We start from the raw sequence: 17751 nt of genomic DNA, 5'->3' as shown, positions 1-17751 counted from the left end.
TGTCTTGTTTTGGCTTTAACTATTCATCATTATAAAGTACCACAAAATGTTTTGCAATACAAAAATCACCGGTATTCCGATCACGAAATACCAGTGCTTTGTTTTGTGGTGAAAAATATACATTCCAAGCCAGCTCCCCACGCTTCCGCCTAAGGCCGCCACTAAGAATAATGTTCGCTCTGAGATCCTCCACTGATGTTCCCCGGCTCTTTTTTTATCCAGTCCCATCAGTGCAAATCCCAAAGTATTCATCACTGCCAGATACCACCACATATTATTCTTTCTTCATACCTTTCGTACGCAACAGATACCAGATCTCACTCGCAAGACAAATAGAAGAATAAGTACCTGCTAAAAGTCCTACCATCAATGGCAGTGCAAACTCACGGATAGAGGTTACACCCATAATATAAAGAACTAATACCATAACAAAGGTTGTAATGGAAGTATTCACACTTCTTGACATGGTCTGTGCGATACTCTTGTTGACGATCTCTTTGTATGCTGCCTTTGTCTGTGCATGATGTTTTTTCAATGCATCACGGATACGGTCAAAGATAACGATCGTATTATTGATCGAGTAACCGATAATCGTTAACATACATGCAATAAAGGTATTTCCTACGGAAATCCATGCTAACACATAACAGATAAATACCATGATAACATCGTGGCTCAGTGCAATTACCGCACTTCCCGCAAAACGTACATCCTTGAACCGGAACCAGATATAGAGCAGCATACAGATCGTTGCGATCACAACTGCTACGATCGCATCGGTCTTCATCTCATTGCTGACGGTGGAACTGATACTTTCGGATGTAATATCTTTTTTATCCACGCCAAAATTCTTGGTCATGGTCTTTTCTAACTTTGTTCTCTCTTCCAGTGACAGCGTACGGGTCTTGATGATGATCTGCTTGGTACCCTCGACTGCCTGTGCCTGTACGTTACCGTCGCCTGTAATTTTTTCTACTAGAGGAACGATCTCTTTATCAATCTCTTTGATGGAATACTGTTTATCCATCACAACTGCGGTAGACGTTCCACCCTTAAACTCCAGACTGTAATTTAAAATGGTTCCATCACTTGATTTGTGCATGCCTACTCCTACACAGCCACACACGATGATCGCACAGGAGATTGCAATAAAGATTCCTGTCTTTCCGACAAAATCAAATGGCTTACGTTCTTTTGCCTTACCATAGAATTTCGCATCACGGACACCGATCGCATAAACTGCATGCATCAGCACCTTCGTAACTACCATACAGGTAAACATTGAAAGGATAATACCGATCGCTAATGTAGAAGCAAATCCTTTTACGGTACCGGAACCGCGAAGTCCAAGAACTGCTGCTGCGATCAATGTTGTAATATTTCCATCTAAGATCGCGGAACGTGCTCTTGCAAAACCTGTTTCAATTGCGGTTGCCACGCTCTTTCCATCTGCGATCTCTTCGCGGATACGGGCAAAGATAATGACATTCGCATCCACCGCCATACCAATAGAAAGGATAATTCCGGCAATACCCGGTAAGGTCAGGGTAATCTCAAACAGATATAAGGTCGCGATCACTAATGTCGTATAGATTGCAAGTGCAAATGCGGCTACCACACCAGGTACTAAGTACTGCACGATCATAAAGATCATAACGATCACAAGACCGATCGCTGCTGCCTTCAAACTGCTTGAAATTGCTTCTTCTCCAAGCTGTGCACCTACTACCTCGGAACGCATCTCCTCTAACTTTAGGGAAAGGGAACCGATTCTGATCTGGGAAGCTAAGGACTCTGCCTCTTCATAGTTTGCCATTCCGGAAATCTGTGCAGTTCCTCCGGTAATTGCCTGCTGTACGGTCGGATAACTGATGACTTCATCATCGTAAACGATCGGAAGTGCTTTTCCGACGTTTGCGGATGTGACCTCTGCAAATGTCTTTGCTCCTTCATCGGTTAAGGTCAGCTCTACGATATTTTCTTTGTTTCCGGTATCATTTGTAATGGTTGCTGCTTTTGCCTGCGCAACTGCAGATCCATCCATGAAGGTCTTACCATCTTCTGTCTGGAATTCCAAAGTTCCCGGTTTTCCGAGTTCCTCTAAAATCTTGTTTGCATCGCTGACTCCCGGAATCTCAACGGAAATACGGTCATCTCCGACTTTGTATACCTGTGCTTCCGTACTGTAGCCTTCCACACGTTTCTGTAACTTATAGACGGTATCGTCTAACTGTTCATCGGTCGGCTTGTCTCCGACTACCTGATAGGTAATGGATACACCACCTGCTAAATCCAGACCGAGGTTAATGCTCCGGTCTTCTCCTACTCCGGTCGAAGAAATAATGGTTGCGGAATAATAGCACAGACCGGCTAAAATTCCGAGTACGAGAATGAGAGTGATGATCCCTCTGCTCTTTTTCATGTTTTTCATTTCTTTTCCTCTCTTAATCTTCTTGTTCTGCCATGGCTGCTTTTATCATGATCGCACACTCTACACGCTTTTTCTGTAATTCACAGCCTGTTTCATAGGTTTTTAATATATCTCCATGGAAATTGTATGCATTTGCCGCACAACCGCCGCTGCAGTAAAATCTTGCGAAGCAGTCACGGCATTTTTCTTTCGCATATACATTACAGCACTTGAACTCTTCCTGAAGTCCGGTGTTCACTACGCCGTCATGTACATTTCCCATTAAAAACTTCTCATTACCGACAAATTGATGACACGGATATAAATCTCCCCATGGTGTCACTGCTAAATACTCTGTACCGGAACCACAACCGGAAAGGCGTTTATAGACACACGGACCGCCTTCTAAATCGATCATAAAATGGAAAAAGTTGAATCCGTTTCCGGCTTTATTTCTTCTTACCATCTCTGCTGCTAAATCATCATATTCTTTAAAAAGTACCGGTAAATCTTCTTCTTTGATCGCGTAATCGTCCGTCTCTTCTGCCACCACCGGCTCTACGGAAATCTGCTTAAATCCCAAGTCCGCTAAATGAAGCACGTCTTTGGAAAAATCTGTGTTGAAATGTGTATAGGTACCACGCACATAATATTTCTCCTGATTTCTGCTCTTAGCAAACTTCTGGAACTTCGGCACGATCAGATCATAGCTTCCGGCTCCTTTTCGGAATGGTCTCATATGGTCATGTACCTCTTTACGTCCATCGATACTTAAAACCACATTGTCCATTTCACGGTTGGCAAATTCCATGATATCGTCATTTAAAAGTACGCCGTTGGTTGTTAAGGTAAAACGGAAATGCTTGTCATGCAGTTTTTCCTGCTCTCTTCCGTAAGCTACTAACTGTTTTACTACCTCAAAATTCATCAGCGGTTCTCCGCCGAAAAAATCCACCTCTAAATTCCTTCTGCTTCCCGAATTTGCGATCAGAAAATCCAATGCAGCTTTTCCTGTCTCATATGACATCAGCGCTCTTCTTCCATGATATTCGCCCTCTTCCGCAAAACAGTAGCGGCATGCCAGATTGCAGTCATGTGCAATATGTAAACAGAGTGCTTTTACCACGGTTGGACGTTTCTTAAAATCGATCAGCGGTGCCTCGTAGGTGTCCGGTGTAAACAGACTTCCCTCTTTTTTAAGCTGGGCAACCTCTTCCACAGCCTCACGGATTTCTTCTTCGCTGTATTTTTCACGAAGCAGACCTGTTATCTCTTCACTGCTGTGTTTCTCAAATAACGGAATCACATCATATACCACTTCGTCTACAACATGAATGGCTCCGCTATTCACATCTAACACAATGTGATAACCATTATTGATATACTGATGAACCACCTGATAGTCCTCTCTTTCCTGTTACTTTTTTCATCTTTATATAACGCACAAATGACCGCACGCAACTGCGAACGGTCGTTCATACCATGTATCTATGATTTTGTACGGACTATTTGCTCTGCTCACAAGTCTGGTTTCCTACGGTACAGGATGTCTTACATGCAGACTGACAGGATGTCTGACACTCGCCACATCCGCCTTTTTTTACTGTGTTCTGTAATTTTTTTGTATTTAATGTCTTTATGTGTTTCATAATGAAATCTCCTTTCAAATTTCTCCGGTTATCTGCTTCTCGCTTCCCGAAAATAAAATATCTTTTGACATTATAGCATAATATTTTTCAGTTGAAAAGCATTTTTTAACTCATCATGCCCCCAAGTGTTCCTGCCGCCATACAGATCCCAAGTGTCGTTCCCATATGTACCAGATCTTTCGGAAGCCTTCCGGCCAATGCTGCCGATACGGCAAACAAGATCAAAAAGTACAGGCTTCCTAATAACAGTCCCCACAGGAATTTTTTTCTCTTCATCTTTTTTCCTGCGATCAATCCGCCTGCGATCCCTGATACCACATAGATCACCGTAACCCCTACTTCTACAAATGTTCCGTTCAACTGAAACTTTTCCATTAAAAATGCCATGAGGATCAGCCCGAGTCCGGTCACGATGTACATGAACATCAGATCCACGATCATCCACTTAAAAGATTTACGCTCCATATCTTTTCCCTCCCCTACATATATATGCCGGGTGGGACTGATTAGAACATCCTTAACTCTTTGCTTCGTGTTCTGCTTCGGCTTTTGCCTTTAGGATTGCCTCATTTAAGGACAACATTTTATCATCTAAAACGGATACGATACCGGAACACTCTCTCAGTTCACGGCTGATGTATTCCGGTGCGTTTCCTTCAAATTTGTAATAGATTTTATGCTCTAAACTTGCCCAGAAATCCATGGCGATCGTACGGATCTGTATCTCTACTTTGGTATCAATGACTCTGTCCGACATAAAGATCGGTACCGTCACAAGCATGTGATAGCTCTTATAGCCGCTCTGTTTTGGATTCTTGATATAATCTTTGATAGACACTACGGTCAGATCGTTCTGCTTTCCGATCATCTCCGCCATCCGGTAGATGTCTGATGTAAAGGAGCAGACGATACGGATTCCCGCAATATCGTTTACATAATTTACCATATTTTGTATGGATGATTCATATCCGTTCTTTTTTAATTTTTTTACGATACTCTCCGGGGATTTGATACGGGATTTTATGTACTCGATCGGGTTATACTGATGTACATACTGAAATTCATCGTTCAAAATCTCCAGTTTTGTACTGACTTCTTTTAATGCTGAGTTATAAAGGAACATGACACTTTTCCAACTGTCGACGCCTTCGTCAAACTGCTGCTGCATATTGACCTTAACCTCCGTTATGTTTGTTACGTTATATATAATAGTATATACTCCGCAGTGCATCTCAAAAATCAAAGATTTTTTCGATGTACGGGCATTCGCCCTATCATCCGGTAAAAATATACACGGCTTTGTGCAAGCACAAGCCTGGTATATTTTTGCCGGATGGCACTGCTCATTACTATACATATACAGTATACCACGATTAGAAAAGGTTGTGAAGAGATGCCCATATCTGATATAATATGTTTTGATGTAAAATTATTCTATTTTGTGATCGAACTTTTTTAGAAAGGATATTCCCATGCGGATCTGGTTTAAAATATTTAAAGACAATCGTATGCAAAAAGATCTCTGTCTGACCGATGACAGGGACGATACAAGAACCCATAAAATTTTTCATGCTTTAGATGAAGCATGCCACACCTTTGACCTTGGTGTTCCGATCTGGTTAGACAATACCATTTCGGATTTTAAACGCCATGGCAAGGCACGTTTTTATCAGGACAGTTTTATTGAACATATTGACTTTGACTATATGGAAATTCAGGTAATTGAGGAGGACTAACATGGAAGGAGACGAACGTCGTCAGTTTATTTTAAAATTACTTGCAGGCTCAGAAAGTCCGCTCTCCGGAACGGAAATTGCCGGAAAATGCGGTGTGAGCCGACAGATCATTGTACAGGACATTGCACTCTTACGAGCCACCAATAAAAATATCTTAAGTACTTACCGTGGCTATCTGCTCTATCAGCCGGAAAAGGACACGGAGAATTTCAAACGTACCTTTGCGGTTTCACATACGGATGAGCAGATCCAGGACGAACTCTATACCTTTGTGGACTGTGGCGGAAAGGTGTTAGATGTTACAGTCATGCATGAAATCTATGGTGCCATTACCGTTGATCTGATCTTGAATAACCGTGTGGATGTGGACGATTTTACCACACGTCTCTTTACCACTCCGGCAAAACCACTCAAGGAACTTACCGGCGGCAATCATATGCATACCGTTGAGGCATCCTCCCCGGAAGTCTTTGACCGGATTGAAGAACAGTTAAAGAAAAAAGGCTATCTCATCCGATAGCCTTTTCCGTTATGTTCTTCTCTGTCTGTTCGCTTCATACATCAATATCCCTGCTGCCATAGCGGCATTTAAGGATTCTAACTTGCCCTCCATCGGAATACGGATATAGACATCTGCTAAGTCGGCAATTTCCGTCGTCAGACCATTTCCTTCATTTCCAATTAAAAAAGCACTCGGTTTCTGATAGTCTGCCTCATCATAAGAAGCCTTTCCTTTCAAATGTGCTGCGTAGAAGTGTACGCCTTCTTTTTGAAGCTCTGAAATGTCTTTTTTTAAATCCTCTGTATACAAAAACGGCATCCGGTAGATCGATCCCATGGTAGAGCGAATCGTCTTTGGATTAAAAATATCCACGGTATCGCGGCTCATCAGGATTCCTGTCACTCCCGCTCCTTCGGCTGTACGGAACATGGTTCCAAGGTTTCCGGGGTCCTGCACATTTTCTGTTACGAGCAGCAGCGGTGCTTTCTTTTGATCAGAGCCTCCTGACAAGTCCTCTCTCCGGTACTCCGGCATTTTTACGATGCACAAAATTCCCTGCGGTGTCATCGTATCCGATGCATGACGGAATACCTGATCCGATACAGTTTCATATCCGGTAGTCTCTAATTTTTCTAAAAGTTCCTGTTTATACTCTTCTTTTTTCGATCCCTGATATTTTTCTAAAAAACTCTCTGCAAGATAGACCTCTTCAATCCAGTCTAAGGGAGCTTCTAAAAACATTTTTACTCCCTCGACAACAAAGGCACGCGAATTTCGACGTGCCTTTCCTTTTGTATTCAGCTGTATGATTTTTTTTATCTGTGCATTACTCGTACTTGTGATCATATCCGTTCCTACTTTGACAGATTCCGGCAGATTTCCCACTGGTACTCCGGAATTCCTTTTTGCATTGCAAGTGCTTCATCAATATCAAAATCCACAAATTCTCCGTGACGATAACCTACCACACGATTTGTCTTTCCTTCTAACAGCAGATCCACGGCTTTCGCTCCCATGGTCGATGCGTAGACACGATCCTTACAGGTCGGGCTTCCGCCACGCTGCATGTGTCCTAAGATCGTTGCTCTGGTCTCTACTCCGGTTGCAGCCTCGATCCGTTTTGCCATACTGGTGGAGTGTCCGATTCCCTCTGCATTGATGATGATATGGTGCTTTTTGCCGCGTTTTCTGTTCTCGATAATATGATTTACGATCATCTGCTCATCATAGTTATATTTTTCCGGAAGTAAAATATCCTCTGCTCCATTGGCAATTCCACACCAGAGTGCAATATATCCGGCTCCGCGTCCCATAACTTCTATAATGGAACATCTCTCATGGGAAGTCGAGGTATCACGCACCTTGTCGATCGCTTCCATTGCAGTATTAACTGCCGTATCAAATCCGATCGTATACTCTGTGGATGCAATATCTAAGTCGATCGTTCCCGGCAGGCCGATCGTATTGATCCCATGCTCTGCTAATTTCTGTGCTCCTTTAAATGAACCGTCTCCTCCGATGACTACAACACCATCAATTCCATGTTTTTTACAGATCTCCGCACCTTTTTGCTGTCCTTCCGGTGTTGTGAAATCCATACATCTTGCTGTCTGTAAAATGGTTCCTCCACGCTGGATGATATCGGAAACATCCTGTGCATGCATATCTATGATCTCTTCCTGTAAAAGTCCTGCGTAACCACGCTTGATTCCTTTTACTTCCAAACCTTTTGTAATTGCCTGACGTACTACGGCACGGATTGCCGCATTCATACCCGGTGCATCTCCTCCACTGGTGAGGACACCGATTGTCTTAACTTCTTTTGCCATTCTCTCTTCCTCCTGCTTTTTCCATTTTAATCTCTTTTCGTACGGTTTTCAATGGGTTTTTCCACAACTTTTACGTTACCCTCTCCAAAACACTCCCGAAGATTCTCTAAAAGCTGCGGCTCTATATGGACATTCCGGTTGTTTGCAAGACGCTTGATCGCCTTTTCTTTGGAAAGATAGATGACAACCTGGTCATTGCCGTCAGAAGAAAGAAGCATCTGAAATAGTTTTTGCTCCATCTGCTGATACTCTTCTTTGGTGGCAAACTGCATCCACAATTCTTTTTTCGTATCGTCAAATCCATAGATTTTTTCACAGATGATCTTTCCGTTCTTATCTTCTTCCACATTTGCATGGCCACTGACAAATATTTTCTCATCGACATTCAGATAAGTATGATACCGCTCATAATCTCTTGGAAATACGATGACTTCCACGGTTCCAAGCAGATCCTCTAACGTTAAAAATGCCATGGTCTTATTATTTTTTGTATATTTTATGGTCTTATCCGTGATCATTCCACCGACAATCACTTTTTCATTATCAGACACTTTGGTTTTTCCGGTCTCCTCGTCCCAGATAAAATCGTTTGTGGTGGCGTTAATATTTTTTCTCCACTTTTCTTCATATTCTTCTAACGGATGTCCGCTGATATAGACTCCTAAGACTTCTTTTTCAAATCCTAACAGTGTTTCTTTTGGAAATTCTCCCACATCCGGCAACTGGATTTCAAAATCGTGCTTTGTTTCCTCATCTGCAAAGTCAAACAGGCTCATCTGGCCTGCGATGGAATGTTTTTTCTCATCGTTGATCTGATCTAAAATGGCAGAATAGATCATGATCTTTTGTTTTCTCGTTCCTTCTAACCCATCCATGGCTCCCGCTTTGATAAAGTTCTCTATGGTCCTTTTATTTAATTCTCTTCCATTCAGGCGGCTGCAGAAATCCTCCAGATTGGAAAATGCTCCATTGGCTTCCCTTTCTGCAATGATCGTCTCGATAACAGGTCTTCCCACACCTTTGATCGCAGACAGGCCATAGCGGATCGCATTTCCCGCAACGGAGAATCCGCCTTCTCCTTCGTTGATATCCGGTGGCAGTATCTCTATATTCATTTTCCGACAGGTCAGTGTATACTCCGATACTTTCGTGGAATTGTCCATAACGGAGGTCATTAAGGATGCCATAAATTCTACCGGATAATAGTATTTTAACCATGCCGTCTGGTATGCAACGACTGCATATGCGGCTGCATGGGATTTATTAAATGCATATTTAGCAAAATCCATCATCTCATCATAGATTTTATTTGCAATTTTCTCGTCTATTCCATTCGCAATACAGCCCGGAACTCCTTCTTCTTCATTTCCATAGACGAAGTTCTTCCGCTCCTGCTCCATGACAGAGCCTTTTTTCTTCGACATGGCACGACGCACGAGATCACTTCTTCCAAGCGTATAGCCTGCTAAGTCACGCACAATCTGCATGACCTGCTCCTGATAGACAATACATCCATAGGTCGGTGCTAAGATCGGTTCTAACTGCGGGCAGTCATAGGTCACTTCCTCGGGGTGATTCTTTCCCTTAATATATGCAGGAATGAAGTCCATTGGTCCCGGACGGTAAAGTGAGATTCCGGCAATGATATCCTCTAAGCTCTGTGGCTTTAATTCCTTCATAAAGTTCTTCATTCCGGCACTTTCTAACTGGAAGATTCCCTCTGTCTTACCGGAGCCGATCAGCTCTAAGACTCCTTTATCCTGATAATCTATTTCATCGATGTTGATCTGTTTTCCACTGCTTTTTTGTGCCATACGCACGGCATTTTGTATGACAGTCAGGGTGCGCAGTCCTAAGAAATCCATTTTTAACAGTCCGAGTTCTTCAATGGTCGTCATCGTAAACTGTGTTGTGATCGTTCCGTCTGACGCTCTTGATAGCGGAACATACTCATCCATGGATTTCTGACTGATCACGACTCCGGCGGCATGCATGGAGGTGTGTCTTGGCAGTCCTTCGAGCCTCTTTGACATATCGATCAGCGTCTTTACGCTCTCATCGTTTTCATACATCGTGCGAAGTTCCGGGTTCATTTTTAACGCTTTTTCTATCGTAATGCCTAATTCCATCGGAATCTGTTTTGCGATGCCATCCACATAAGCATACGGCAGATCCATAACTCTTCCAACATCGCGGATGACACCGCGGGCGGCAAGCGTACCAAAGGTGACGATCTGGGTCACGCAGTCCTCGCCATATTTTCTTACGACATAGTCAATGACTTCCTGCCGTCTTTCATAGCAGAAATCAATATCGATATCGGGCATGGAGACACGCTCCGGATTTAAAAAACGCTCAAACAGCAGATTATATTTGATCGGATCGATATTCGTGATCCCCGTTGTGTAGGACACCAGACTTCCTGCCGCACTTCCTCTTCCCGGTCCCACACTGATATCATGCTCTCTCGCATAGTGGATAAAATCCCAGACGATCAGGAAATAGTCTACATAACCCATCTCTTTGATGACACCTAACTCATAGTTCAGGCGGTCTTCTAATTCCGTGTGGTTTTGCGGATAACGCTCTTTTAATCCGTCAAAGCACAGTTTGTTCAGATAGCTCCAGGAATCATAACCCTCCGGGACTTCAAAATGCGGCAGCTTGGTCACGCCGAACTCTATTTCGACATGGCAGCGGTCTGCGATCTTCTGTGTATTTTCCAAGGCCTGTCTTGCATAGGGAAACAGTTCTGCCATCTCCTGCTCGGATTTGACGTAATACTGTCCGCCCTCATAACGCATTCGGTCCTCATCGGCTAATTTTTTTCCGGTCTGTATACAAAGAAGGATATCATGCGGTTCTGCATCCTTGGCATAGGTATAATGGATATCGTTTGTTGCCACTAACTCGATCCCAAGCTCCTGACTCATCCGCAGTAAATGCTGATTGACATTCTGCTGCTCCGGGATTCCATGGTCCTGAAGTTCTAAGAAGTAGTTCTCTTTTCCAAAACACTTCTGATATTTTAAAGCAATCTCTTTTGCTTCTTCGTAATTTCCTCTTGTGATTGCTCTTGGCACTTCACCGGCAAGGCAGGCAGACAGGGCAATGATTCCTTCGTGGTACTGCTCTAAAACCTCCATGTCCACTCTCGGTTTGTAATAATATCCGTCTACAAATCCCTTGGATACAATCTTCATCAGATTGCTGTAGCCTGTATTATTCTCTGCCAATAATACCAGATGATAGTACCGGTCTTCTCCATGTACCGTCTCCCGGTCAAATCTGGAATTTGGTGCAACATAGACTTCACATCCTAAGATCGGATTGATCCCCTGTGCCTTTGCTTCTTTATAAAAATCTATGACTCCATACATGACTCCGTGATCTGTAATGGCAGCACTGTTCATTCCGAGTTCTTTGACCCTTGCTACATATTCTTTTATTTTATTTGAACCATCTAAAAGACTGTATTCCGTATGGACATGCAGATGTGTAAATGCCATGTTCTTCCTCCGTACCAGATAATCTTTTCTTTCTCTTCCTTCTTATGTTCTACAACGAATGTGTCCCATAAATGCAACAGTATTATTGTATCATTTTTATAAGTTCTAAGCCACAAAAAAATCTTCCAATAAATCCAAAAACACAGCGCCGCCTTTAATGAACGGTGCTGTGTTTTATTAAACTTAAGTTTAATTTTTCTACAATACCTTGGATAAAAATTCCCGAAGTCTTGGGTTCTTTGGATTTGCAAAAAACTCCTCCGGTGTGTTCTCTTCCTGGATTTTCCCTTCATCGATAAACAGAACACGGTTTGCGACTTCTCTTGCGAAGCCCATCTCATGGGTTACAACCACCATGGTCATTCCGTCTCTTGCTAACTCACGCATCAGTTCTAACACTTCGCCTACCATTTCCGGGTCAAGTGCAGAAGTCGGTTCGTCAAAGAGCATCACGTCCGGGTTCATTGCAAGTGCTCTTGCAATGGCAATTCTCTGCTTCTGTCCTCCGGATAACTGGGATGGATAATCATTGGCACGTTCCGGGAGTCCGACTCTTTCTAACAGTTCCTTTGCCTTTTTCTCCGCTTCCTGCTGTGTCATCAATCCGAGTTTTACCGGTGCAAGCGTAATGTTGTTCTGTATGGTATAGTTTGGGAACAGATTGAACTGCTGAAATACCATACCGATTTTCTGACGCATCTTGTTGATATCCACGGACTTATCTGTAATATCCGTTCCTTCAAACAGGATCGTTCCTGATGTCGGTTCTTCTAACAGATTTAAGGAGCGTAAAAAGGTAGATTTTCCACAACCGGATGGTCCGATGATGGCTACCACTTCTCCCTGGTCGATTTCTGTTGTGATCCCGTCTAATACCACCTGCGTACCAAAAGATTTTTTTAAATCCTGTACCTGAATCAGCGCATTTTCATTAACGTTCATTTGTTCTCAATTTCCTTTCGAGTCTATTGACACCTGCTGTCATCAGCATAACGATCACAAGGTAAATTGCCGCAACTCCAAACAGTGGCAGATATGCCTCATAGGTGGTACTTCGTATAATATCGCCACCCTTGGTCAGATCCATCGTTCCTACATATCCACTGATGGATGTCTCTTTTAACAGCACGATCATTTCATTTCCAAGTGCCGGAAGGACATTTTTAAATGCCTGCGGCAAAATGATCAGGCGCATGGTCTGCACATAGTTAAAGCCAAGGCTTCGTCCCGCCTCAAACTGTCCCTGATCAATGGACATGATACCGGAACGCACAATCTCCGCCACATAGGCACCGGAATTAATGCCGAATGCACATACTGCCACAAAGATCTTGCTCACATTCACGGAAGCAAAAATAATGTAGTATGTAATCATCAACTGTATCATGGTTGGTGTTCCACGGATTACCGTCAGATACACCCGGCAGATAAAATTCAATATTTTTAATGAACCATTCTTATCATGGCTCGCACGAATAATCGCTACCAGAAAACCGATGGCTACTCCGATCAAAACCGCAAATATGGTGATCAGTAATGTGTTCTCCAAACCGGTCAACAGATACTGCCATCTGTCTTTTTCAATAAAATTCTGATAGAAGCTTTCCTTAAAACCACTCACTTGTCAGCCCTCTGCTCTACTTTCTGGTAATGATAACCTGTTTTGCTTTTGCATAGCTGTCTGTAAAGTCAATGTTTTTCAGACGATCCTCTGTTACAGTCATTCCTGCCGCACCAAAATCTGCTTTTCCTGACTGTACTGCTGCAATGATAGAGTCAAATTCCATATCTTCGATCTGTAACTCATATCCGAGCTTGTCACAGATTGCTTTTGCGATATCTGCATCAATACCTACGATATTATCACCATCATAGTACTCATATGGCTCAAAAGTTGCATTAGTTGCCATTACCAGTTTTCCATTTGGATACTCAATGTCTTTTGGTGATTCGTATGGGGTTTTGCCCTTTGTGTCATCACCGATATAGTTATCTGCGATAGAATCCAGTGTTCCGTCTTTTTTCAACTCTGCTAATGCTTTGTTAAACTCTTTTGTTAACTCCGGTTTGTCTTTTGAAATACAGATTGCATACTCCTCGTCTGCAAACGGCTCGTCTAAAATCTGTAAATCGTCGTTCTTTTCTACAAATGCCTCTGCCGGCTGTGAATCGATGATTACGCAGTCGATCTTGCCCTGCTTTAATGCCTGTACAGCATCTGTTCCTTTATTATAACGCTCAATCTTAGTGCCTGCCTTGTCACCTTCATAATCAGATGCATAAATATCGCCGGTTGTTCCAAGCTGTACACCGATGCTCTTTCCCTCTAAGTCATCAATGGAATTTACTGTATTCTCTACTTTTTTGTTTCCACCGCAAGCTGTCAATGCAAATACCATTCCTGTTGCCAACAGAACTGCTGCAGCCTTTCTCATGTTTCTCATAATAAGTCCTCCTTGTATAAATATGCATTTATTATAGTATCATTTCCGCAAAAATACAAGTTGGAATTGCCATGACTTCCGGTTACTGTGCCAGATCCAGATGCTGTACGGTCCCGACACCACCGTTTTCATATAGAAAGATTCCTGTTTTCCGGATATAGGCATTTGTCCGGTTAGAATACCGGGAATTTAAGGAAAATTGTGTATCTGCGTTTTTTAAGCAGATCGCACCTACTCCCGCTTCCTTTAATTTGATCAGCCTGTCATTGCCATTTTCATCCCGTATCCAGATACGCAGTTTGTCAAAAATCTCATCGGCCTCGTCGATCCAGCCGTTTTTGTCGATGTCATATTCCTCTAAATCTGCAAATCCATCTCCGCTCTGCGTGCCAAACAGCTCGGAACCGTCATCGATCTTTCCGTTTCCATTTTTATCGAGTGCTAAAAATCCGCTTCCACTCTTTAGCATGGATATCCGGTCTGCCGTTCCGTCTGCATCTAAGTCAAAATAGAATTTCTGGTCTGTCACCTGTGCGGTGGAGCTGTTTAAATTAATGACTAAAGGATCGCACAACCTTGCTGCACCAAAGTCCACTCTTTTTTCCATATAAGAAGTAAAAGAGCGGGACATTTCCACTTTGATCTGAAACGACATTTCCCTGCCATCCGCGGTTTTAACCGTTCCTTCTGTCTGAAAGGAAGTTGTCTCCTCTTCTGAATAATAGCTGATCTCCTGATAGCTTCCTCCAAATGCCTGCGCATTTGTCTGTCCAAGCATACCCAACGCTGTATGTTTTCCTTTTCCATCCCCGAAAAAGAGGTCTAACAGGTATTGGATCGCTTCTGCCTGGATCTGATGGATACTCTTTTTCAGTTCAGAGTCCTCCTGCTTTTGAATATTTCTGCTGCTCTTTACCGTGTTTTTAGCTTCTGCAATCTCTTTTGCATCCACGCCGCCTTCTTTTAGGGCATTCCCCATCTGAAGCTCATCCTGTCCGTTTTTCGATGTTCCCCAAAGCTGCAGACTCTTGACCTCTTCTTCCCGTTTTCTGTAATATCTTTCACTTCGCATTCCGATATTTGACGACTGTATGACCATCTCTTTTCCTCCTCTTTCACTCTGAAACTTTTGTTCCGCGCGCGAGCGGTGCTGCATAACAGCTATTTACTTCTCCGCGAGCTGCGCATCTTCGCCCAAAGGGCTTCTTGCTCTATAGGAAGCACCGTATTTCCTATAAAGATTAGGGTGTCAAAAGGCGCTCACAACTTAGTGGCTGGCAAATTGCACAAACCTAGGACTACTTTTGTGACTTTGGGAGAAAATTAGTAAATCTAAGTCTGGCTGTTTATGTATAGTGTTTTGCTGCCATGGACGGCAGCAAAAGTCTTAAGCCCCATGGACGGGGCGTTTAAGACGTACACGTCACTCCATCGCAGCCTGACTCAGGCAGACTTAGATTTTCTTATTTTCGTACAACGGAACAAAATAGACTCGGCTTTGTGCAATTTACCAATCAAAAAACTTGAAACCGCCTTTTGACACCCGAATCCTATAGCGTAAAAAGGACGGTACACAAAAAGAATCTCTTCTTTTTATCTACCGTCCCTGGCTTCTCAATAAATCGTTGTTATCTTATTTATCGGAAGGTTGTGCGTTTTCCTTAGTTCAACTTTCTTTCAACTTAACTTTTCAGCTTTTTTCTATTGCGAAAATATTTTGTACATGCTATATTTTTTATATGGTCCTGGTCTGACCAATCGATACAAAAGAGGTGTCTTATGAAATTTGGAGAAATCATCGCTCCTTCCATTAAGGAGCTTTTTATACAAAAAATTGAAGGAATGATCCTCTCCGGTGCCTTAAAACCCGGAGAACGACTGCCTACCGAACGCGAGCTTGCAGATGAAATGAACATCAGCAAAACGATTGTTCACGAGGGTATCCGTGAACTTTCCCGTCTTGGTTTTTTAGACGTGGTCAGCCGAAAAGGTGTTACGGTGGCTGACTATGCACAAAACGGCAACCTCGACACACTGATGGCTATTATGAAATATAATGGTGGCTATCTGAATCCACAGACTGCAAAAAGTCTTTTAGATGTACGCGCTTTTTTGGAATGTCCGGCTCTGGAAGCATTAGCCGCACACCATACCCAAGAGGATATTGCAAAGTTAGAGCAGCTTTTAGCAGAAACCTACAAGGCAAAGGGGGATGGCATCCATGCCCTTTCACAGGCGATGTTCCTCTTTCACCGCACGATCATTTTTTTAAGTGGAAATACGATTACACCGCTGATCCTCAATGCTTTTTTAGTGGCAGGACTTTCCTTCTGGGAGGATTATATCCTGACCGTCGGAGAAGATGCCTCGCTCGAACGGTTAGAAATCTTTTTAGATTATATTCGAAACGGAAAGGGCAAGGAGCTGGCTGATCTGCAAAGAGAATGGTTAGAGGCTTATAAACGGCAAAAATATATGGCAGACTAGGATTTGTCCTTGTCTGCCTGATTCTTATGTTTTTATATCTAAATGTTCCTATATTTATCACGGATTATTTTGTTTTTGAGATTACCTTTTTAATTCCTAAGCATCCTTCTAACTGCAACAAAAGTCAGATTGTACAATGAACTGTATGTATAATCCACTCCCGCTAGTTTCATTGCCTCTTTCTGTTTCTTTGTCACAACGGTATACGGATATATTCCAAACATAAACGGGAAAAAAGAATATACAAATTCCTACCTTTTTTCAAAATCCATATCTTTGCGGAACTTTTCTAACATTGCCATAATGGTTCATGGACATGATCTTCAAAAGCTGCCTGCGATCATCTAACGTTCGTGCAAGAAGATCTGCTATCTCATCATCTGTCATGGTTTCTTTTGATTCCATTGCCTCACATAGTTGTTCGATCCATGAATCATATTCTCTTTTCAAAAGTGCAAGAAATATTTCCTCTTTTGTCTGAAAATAGTTATAGATCGATGTTCTTGAAAAACTGGTTTCTTTTCGATTTCTTTTAAAGTGATGTCCTTAAAACTCATCGTCTGATAAAGTCCTTGCAAACAATGGAATTTCATTCCACTTTTTTTGAAAAGGACCAGTTCCATCGGCATGTTCATGATGATACAAAATCACATTTGACACATCTGTTTTAAATGGAATTTTAGTAATATTTTTTTCACCATAAATACAATGAAGATTTGTTTTTTTCTCGGATAAATCTTGTAATTCATATTACTGTTATATTTGTGCTGTTCTGTAACCTTAATATGTATAAATGCTTTTAGCATTTCCATAATCCATGCAGGTTACAATATGCATATACTTCTTCTACCTGTTCACCATCGCAAAGACAAAAATCTGCTACCGGCTCCTGCCCTGGATTTAACTGTTTTCTGTATATTCCCTGGTTTGTATTTAATGTAATCCACTCAATGAAATGCTCTTCAAGCATTGGATGTTTTGTCTCTCCGACCACGACATGAACATGACTGCCTTCTATCGTATATACAGGTACATGCTTCTCGACAGCAGCATCTGTCACTCCGGCTTTTAATTCCTGCATAGGTTCTCCGCAACAAATTACAGGTACACCCTTATCCTTTACCTTTTCAACAATGTTTCCACAATGCTTACAAATATAATACCTTACTTCCATGTCTTTTTCTC

Annotated in this window: 18 protein-coding genes and 1 pseudogene; 3 read left to right on the top strand and 16 right to left on the bottom strand. The window is 42.4% G+C overall.

Annotation, left to right across the window (positions count from 1 at the left end; genetic code table 11):
- Nucleotides 1-15: 15 nt before the first annotated feature.
- The 6 genes from WMO43_RS06230 to WMO43_RS06205 form a co-directional block, all read right to left on the bottom strand.
- Nucleotides 16-273, bottom strand: a complete 258-nt coding sequence (locus WMO43_RS06230; RefSeq protein WP_177962855.1) for a DUF1294 domain-containing protein — start codon at nucleotides 271-273, stop codon at nucleotides 16-18.
- A 1-nt stretch (nucleotide 274) separates the two neighbouring features.
- Entirely contained in the window at nucleotides 275-2422 is a 2148-nt protein-coding gene (gene secD, locus WMO43_RS06225) for a protein translocase subunit SecD (RefSeq protein ID WP_177962860.1), read from the bottom strand.
- 22 nt (nucleotides 2423-2444) lie between these two features.
- Complete coding sequence (scfB, locus tag WMO43_RS06220; protein WP_353530627.1) at nucleotides 2445-3806, bottom strand: thioether cross-link-forming SCIFF peptide maturase; 1362 nt, start codon at nucleotides 3804-3806, stop codon at nucleotides 2445-2447.
- A 109-nt stretch (nucleotides 3807-3915) separates the two neighbouring features.
- Entirely contained in the window at nucleotides 3916-4059 is a 144-nt protein-coding gene (gene scfA, locus WMO43_RS06215; protein WP_177962857.1) for a six-cysteine ranthipeptide SCIFF, read from the bottom strand.
- A 105-nt stretch (nucleotides 4060-4164) separates the two neighbouring features.
- The gene (locus WMO43_RS06210; RefSeq protein WP_353530626.1) at nucleotides 4165-4524 is read right to left on the bottom strand and encodes a TIGR04086 family membrane protein; all 360 of its coding nucleotides are present in this window, start codon (nucleotides 4522-4524) and stop codon (nucleotides 4165-4167) included.
- Nucleotides 4525-4576: 52 nt separating this feature from the next.
- Nucleotides 4577-5227: a GTP pyrophosphokinase gene (locus WMO43_RS06205; RefSeq protein ID WP_177962859.1), complete on the bottom strand. Its 651-nt coding sequence runs from the start codon at nucleotides 5225-5227 to the stop codon at nucleotides 4577-4579.
- Between the two features lie 304 nt (nucleotides 5228-5531).
- Here WMO43_RS06205 and WMO43_RS06200 point away from each other — a divergent pair, with 304 nt between their 5' ends.
- Complete coding sequence (locus WMO43_RS06200; RefSeq protein WP_177962656.1) at nucleotides 5532-5795, top strand: hypothetical protein; 264 nt, start codon at nucleotides 5532-5534, stop codon at nucleotides 5793-5795.
- A 1-nt stretch (nucleotide 5796) separates the two neighbouring features.
- On the top strand, nucleotides 5797-6315 hold the full coding sequence (locus tag WMO43_RS06195; protein ID WP_353530625.1) for a transcription repressor NadR: 519 nt from the start codon (nucleotides 5797-5799) through the stop codon (nucleotides 6313-6315).
- A 9-nt stretch (nucleotides 6316-6324) separates the two neighbouring features.
- Here the strand turns inward: WMO43_RS06195 and WMO43_RS06190 are convergent, their stop codons facing one another.
- The 7 genes from WMO43_RS06190 to WMO43_RS06160 form a co-directional block, all read right to left on the bottom strand.
- On the bottom strand, nucleotides 6325-7143 hold the full coding sequence (locus WMO43_RS06190; RefSeq protein WP_353530624.1) for a TrmH family RNA methyltransferase: 819 nt from the start codon (nucleotides 7141-7143) through the stop codon (nucleotides 6325-6327).
- Nucleotides 7144-7151: 8 nt separating this feature from the next.
- Nucleotides 7152-8126 (bottom strand): 6-phosphofructokinase, encoded by a 975-nt coding sequence (pfkA, locus tag WMO43_RS06185; protein WP_353530623.1) that lies wholly within the window; start codon nucleotides 8124-8126, stop codon nucleotides 7152-7154.
- A 26-nt stretch (nucleotides 8127-8152) separates the two neighbouring features.
- Nucleotides 8153-11635, bottom strand: a complete 3483-nt coding sequence (locus WMO43_RS06180) for a DNA polymerase III subunit alpha (RefSeq protein ID WP_353530622.1) — start codon at nucleotides 11633-11635, stop codon at nucleotides 8153-8155.
- Between the two features lie 198 nt (nucleotides 11636-11833).
- The gene (locus tag WMO43_RS06175; RefSeq protein ID WP_353530621.1) at nucleotides 11834-12577 is read right to left on the bottom strand and encodes an amino acid ABC transporter ATP-binding protein; all 744 of its coding nucleotides are present in this window, start codon (nucleotides 12575-12577) and stop codon (nucleotides 11834-11836) included.
- A complete protein-coding gene (locus WMO43_RS06170; RefSeq protein ID WP_177962660.1) occupies nucleotides 12567-13256 on the bottom strand; it encodes an amino acid ABC transporter permease in 690 nt (229 codons plus the stop codon). Before WMO43_RS06170 ends, WMO43_RS06175 begins: the two co-directional genes overlap by 11 nt.
- 16 nt (nucleotides 13257-13272) lie before the next feature.
- Complete coding sequence (locus WMO43_RS06165) at nucleotides 13273-14079, bottom strand: transporter substrate-binding domain-containing protein (RefSeq protein ID WP_353530620.1); 807 nt, start codon at nucleotides 14077-14079, stop codon at nucleotides 13273-13275.
- Nucleotides 14080-14161: 82 nt separating this feature from the next.
- Nucleotides 14162-15178: an SPM autocatalytic domain-containing protein gene (locus WMO43_RS06160; RefSeq protein WP_353530619.1), complete on the bottom strand. Its 1017-nt coding sequence runs from the start codon at nucleotides 15176-15178 to the stop codon at nucleotides 14162-14164.
- 680 nt (nucleotides 15179-15858) lie between these two features.
- On the opposite strand from WMO43_RS06160, the gene WMO43_RS06155 reads away from it, so the two are divergent.
- Nucleotides 15859-16566, top strand: a complete 708-nt coding sequence (locus WMO43_RS06155; RefSeq protein WP_353530618.1) for a FadR/GntR family transcriptional regulator — start codon at nucleotides 15859-15861, stop codon at nucleotides 16564-16566.
- Nucleotides 16567-16827: 261 nt separating this feature from the next.
- Here the strand turns inward: WMO43_RS06155 and WMO43_RS06150 are convergent, their stop codons facing one another.
- The 3 genes and pseudogenes from WMO43_RS06150 to WMO43_RS06140 all read right to left on the bottom strand — a co-directional run bounded on the left by WMO43_RS06150 (nucleotide 16828) and on the right by WMO43_RS06140 (nucleotide 17740).
- A complete protein-coding gene (locus WMO43_RS06150) occupies nucleotides 16828-17016 on the bottom strand; it encodes a hypothetical protein (protein WP_353530617.1) in 189 nt (62 codons plus the stop codon).
- A 114-nt stretch (nucleotides 17017-17130) separates the two neighbouring features.
- Nucleotides 17131-17307 (bottom strand): annotated as a pseudogene (locus WMO43_RS06145) (HD domain-containing phosphohydrolase); the annotation flags it as partial.
- Nucleotides 17308-17365: 58 nt separating this feature from the next.
- A complete protein-coding gene (locus WMO43_RS06140; protein ID WP_023920586.1) occupies nucleotides 17366-17740 on the bottom strand; it encodes a desulfoferrodoxin family protein in 375 nt (124 codons plus the stop codon).
- Nucleotides 17741-17751 lie beyond the last annotated feature (11 nt).

Origin of the sequence: Maccoyibacter intestinihominis, assembly GCF_040096355.1 — a bacterium.
Classification (GTDB): domain Bacteria; phylum Bacillota; class Clostridia; order Lachnospirales; family Lachnospiraceae; genus Maccoyibacter; species Maccoyibacter intestinihominis.
This window is presented reverse-complemented; position numbering and strand designations above follow the sequence as displayed.

What these genes read in the sequence shown, in the direction of transcription:
- WMO43_RS06230 (WP_177962855.1), bottom strand. Translation starts at nt 273, where the DNA reads ATGTGGTGGTATCTGGCAGTGATGAATACTTTGGGATTTGCACTGATG.
- secD (WP_177962860.1), bottom strand. Translation starts at nt 2,422, where the DNA reads ATGAAAAAGAGCAGAGGGATCATCACTCTCATTCTCGTACTCGGAATT.
- scfA (WP_177962857.1), bottom strand. Translation starts at nt 4,059, where the DNA reads ATGAAACACATAAAGACATTAAATACAAAAAAATTACAGAACACAGTA.
- WMO43_RS06210 (WP_353530626.1), bottom strand. Translation starts at nt 4,524, where the DNA reads ATGGAGCGTAAATCTTTTAAGTGGATGATCGTGGATCTGATGTTCATG.
- WMO43_RS06205 (WP_177962859.1), bottom strand. Translation starts at nt 5,227, where the DNA reads ATGCAGCAGCAGTTTGACGAAGGCGTCGACAGTTGGAAAAGTGTCATG.
- WMO43_RS06200 (WP_177962656.1), top strand. Translation starts at nt 5,532, where the DNA reads ATGCGGATCTGGTTTAAAATATTTAAAGACAATCGTATGCAAAAAGAT.
- WMO43_RS06195 (WP_353530625.1), top strand. Translation starts at nt 5,797, where the DNA reads ATGGAAGGAGACGAACGTCGTCAGTTTATTTTAAAATTACTTGCAGGC.
- WMO43_RS06190 (WP_353530624.1), bottom strand. Translation starts at nt 7,143, where the DNA reads ATGATCACAAGTACGAGTAATGCACAGATAAAAAAAATCATACAGCTG.
- pfkA (WP_353530623.1), bottom strand. Translation starts at nt 8,126, where the DNA reads ATGGCAAAAGAAGTTAAGACAATCGGTGTCCTCACCAGTGGAGGAGAT.
- WMO43_RS06180 (WP_353530622.1), bottom strand. Translation starts at nt 11,635, where the DNA reads ATGGCATTTACACATCTGCATGTCCATACGGAATACAGTCTTTTAGAT.
- WMO43_RS06175 (WP_353530621.1), bottom strand. Translation starts at nt 12,577, where the DNA reads ATGAACGTTAATGAAAATGCGCTGATTCAGGTACAGGATTTAAAAAAA.
- WMO43_RS06165 (WP_353530620.1), bottom strand. Translation starts at nt 14,079, where the DNA reads ATGAGAAACATGAGAAAGGCTGCAGCAGTTCTGTTGGCAACAGGAATG.
- WMO43_RS06160 (WP_353530619.1), bottom strand. Translation starts at nt 15,178, where the DNA reads ATGGTCATACAGTCGTCAAATATCGGAATGCGAAGTGAAAGATATTAC.
- WMO43_RS06155 (WP_353530618.1), top strand. Translation starts at nt 15,859, where the DNA reads ATGAAATTTGGAGAAATCATCGCTCCTTCCATTAAGGAGCTTTTTATA.
- WMO43_RS06140 (WP_023920586.1), bottom strand. Translation starts at nt 17,740, where the DNA reads ATGGAAGTAAGGTATTATATTTGTAAGCATTGTGGAAACATTGTTGAA.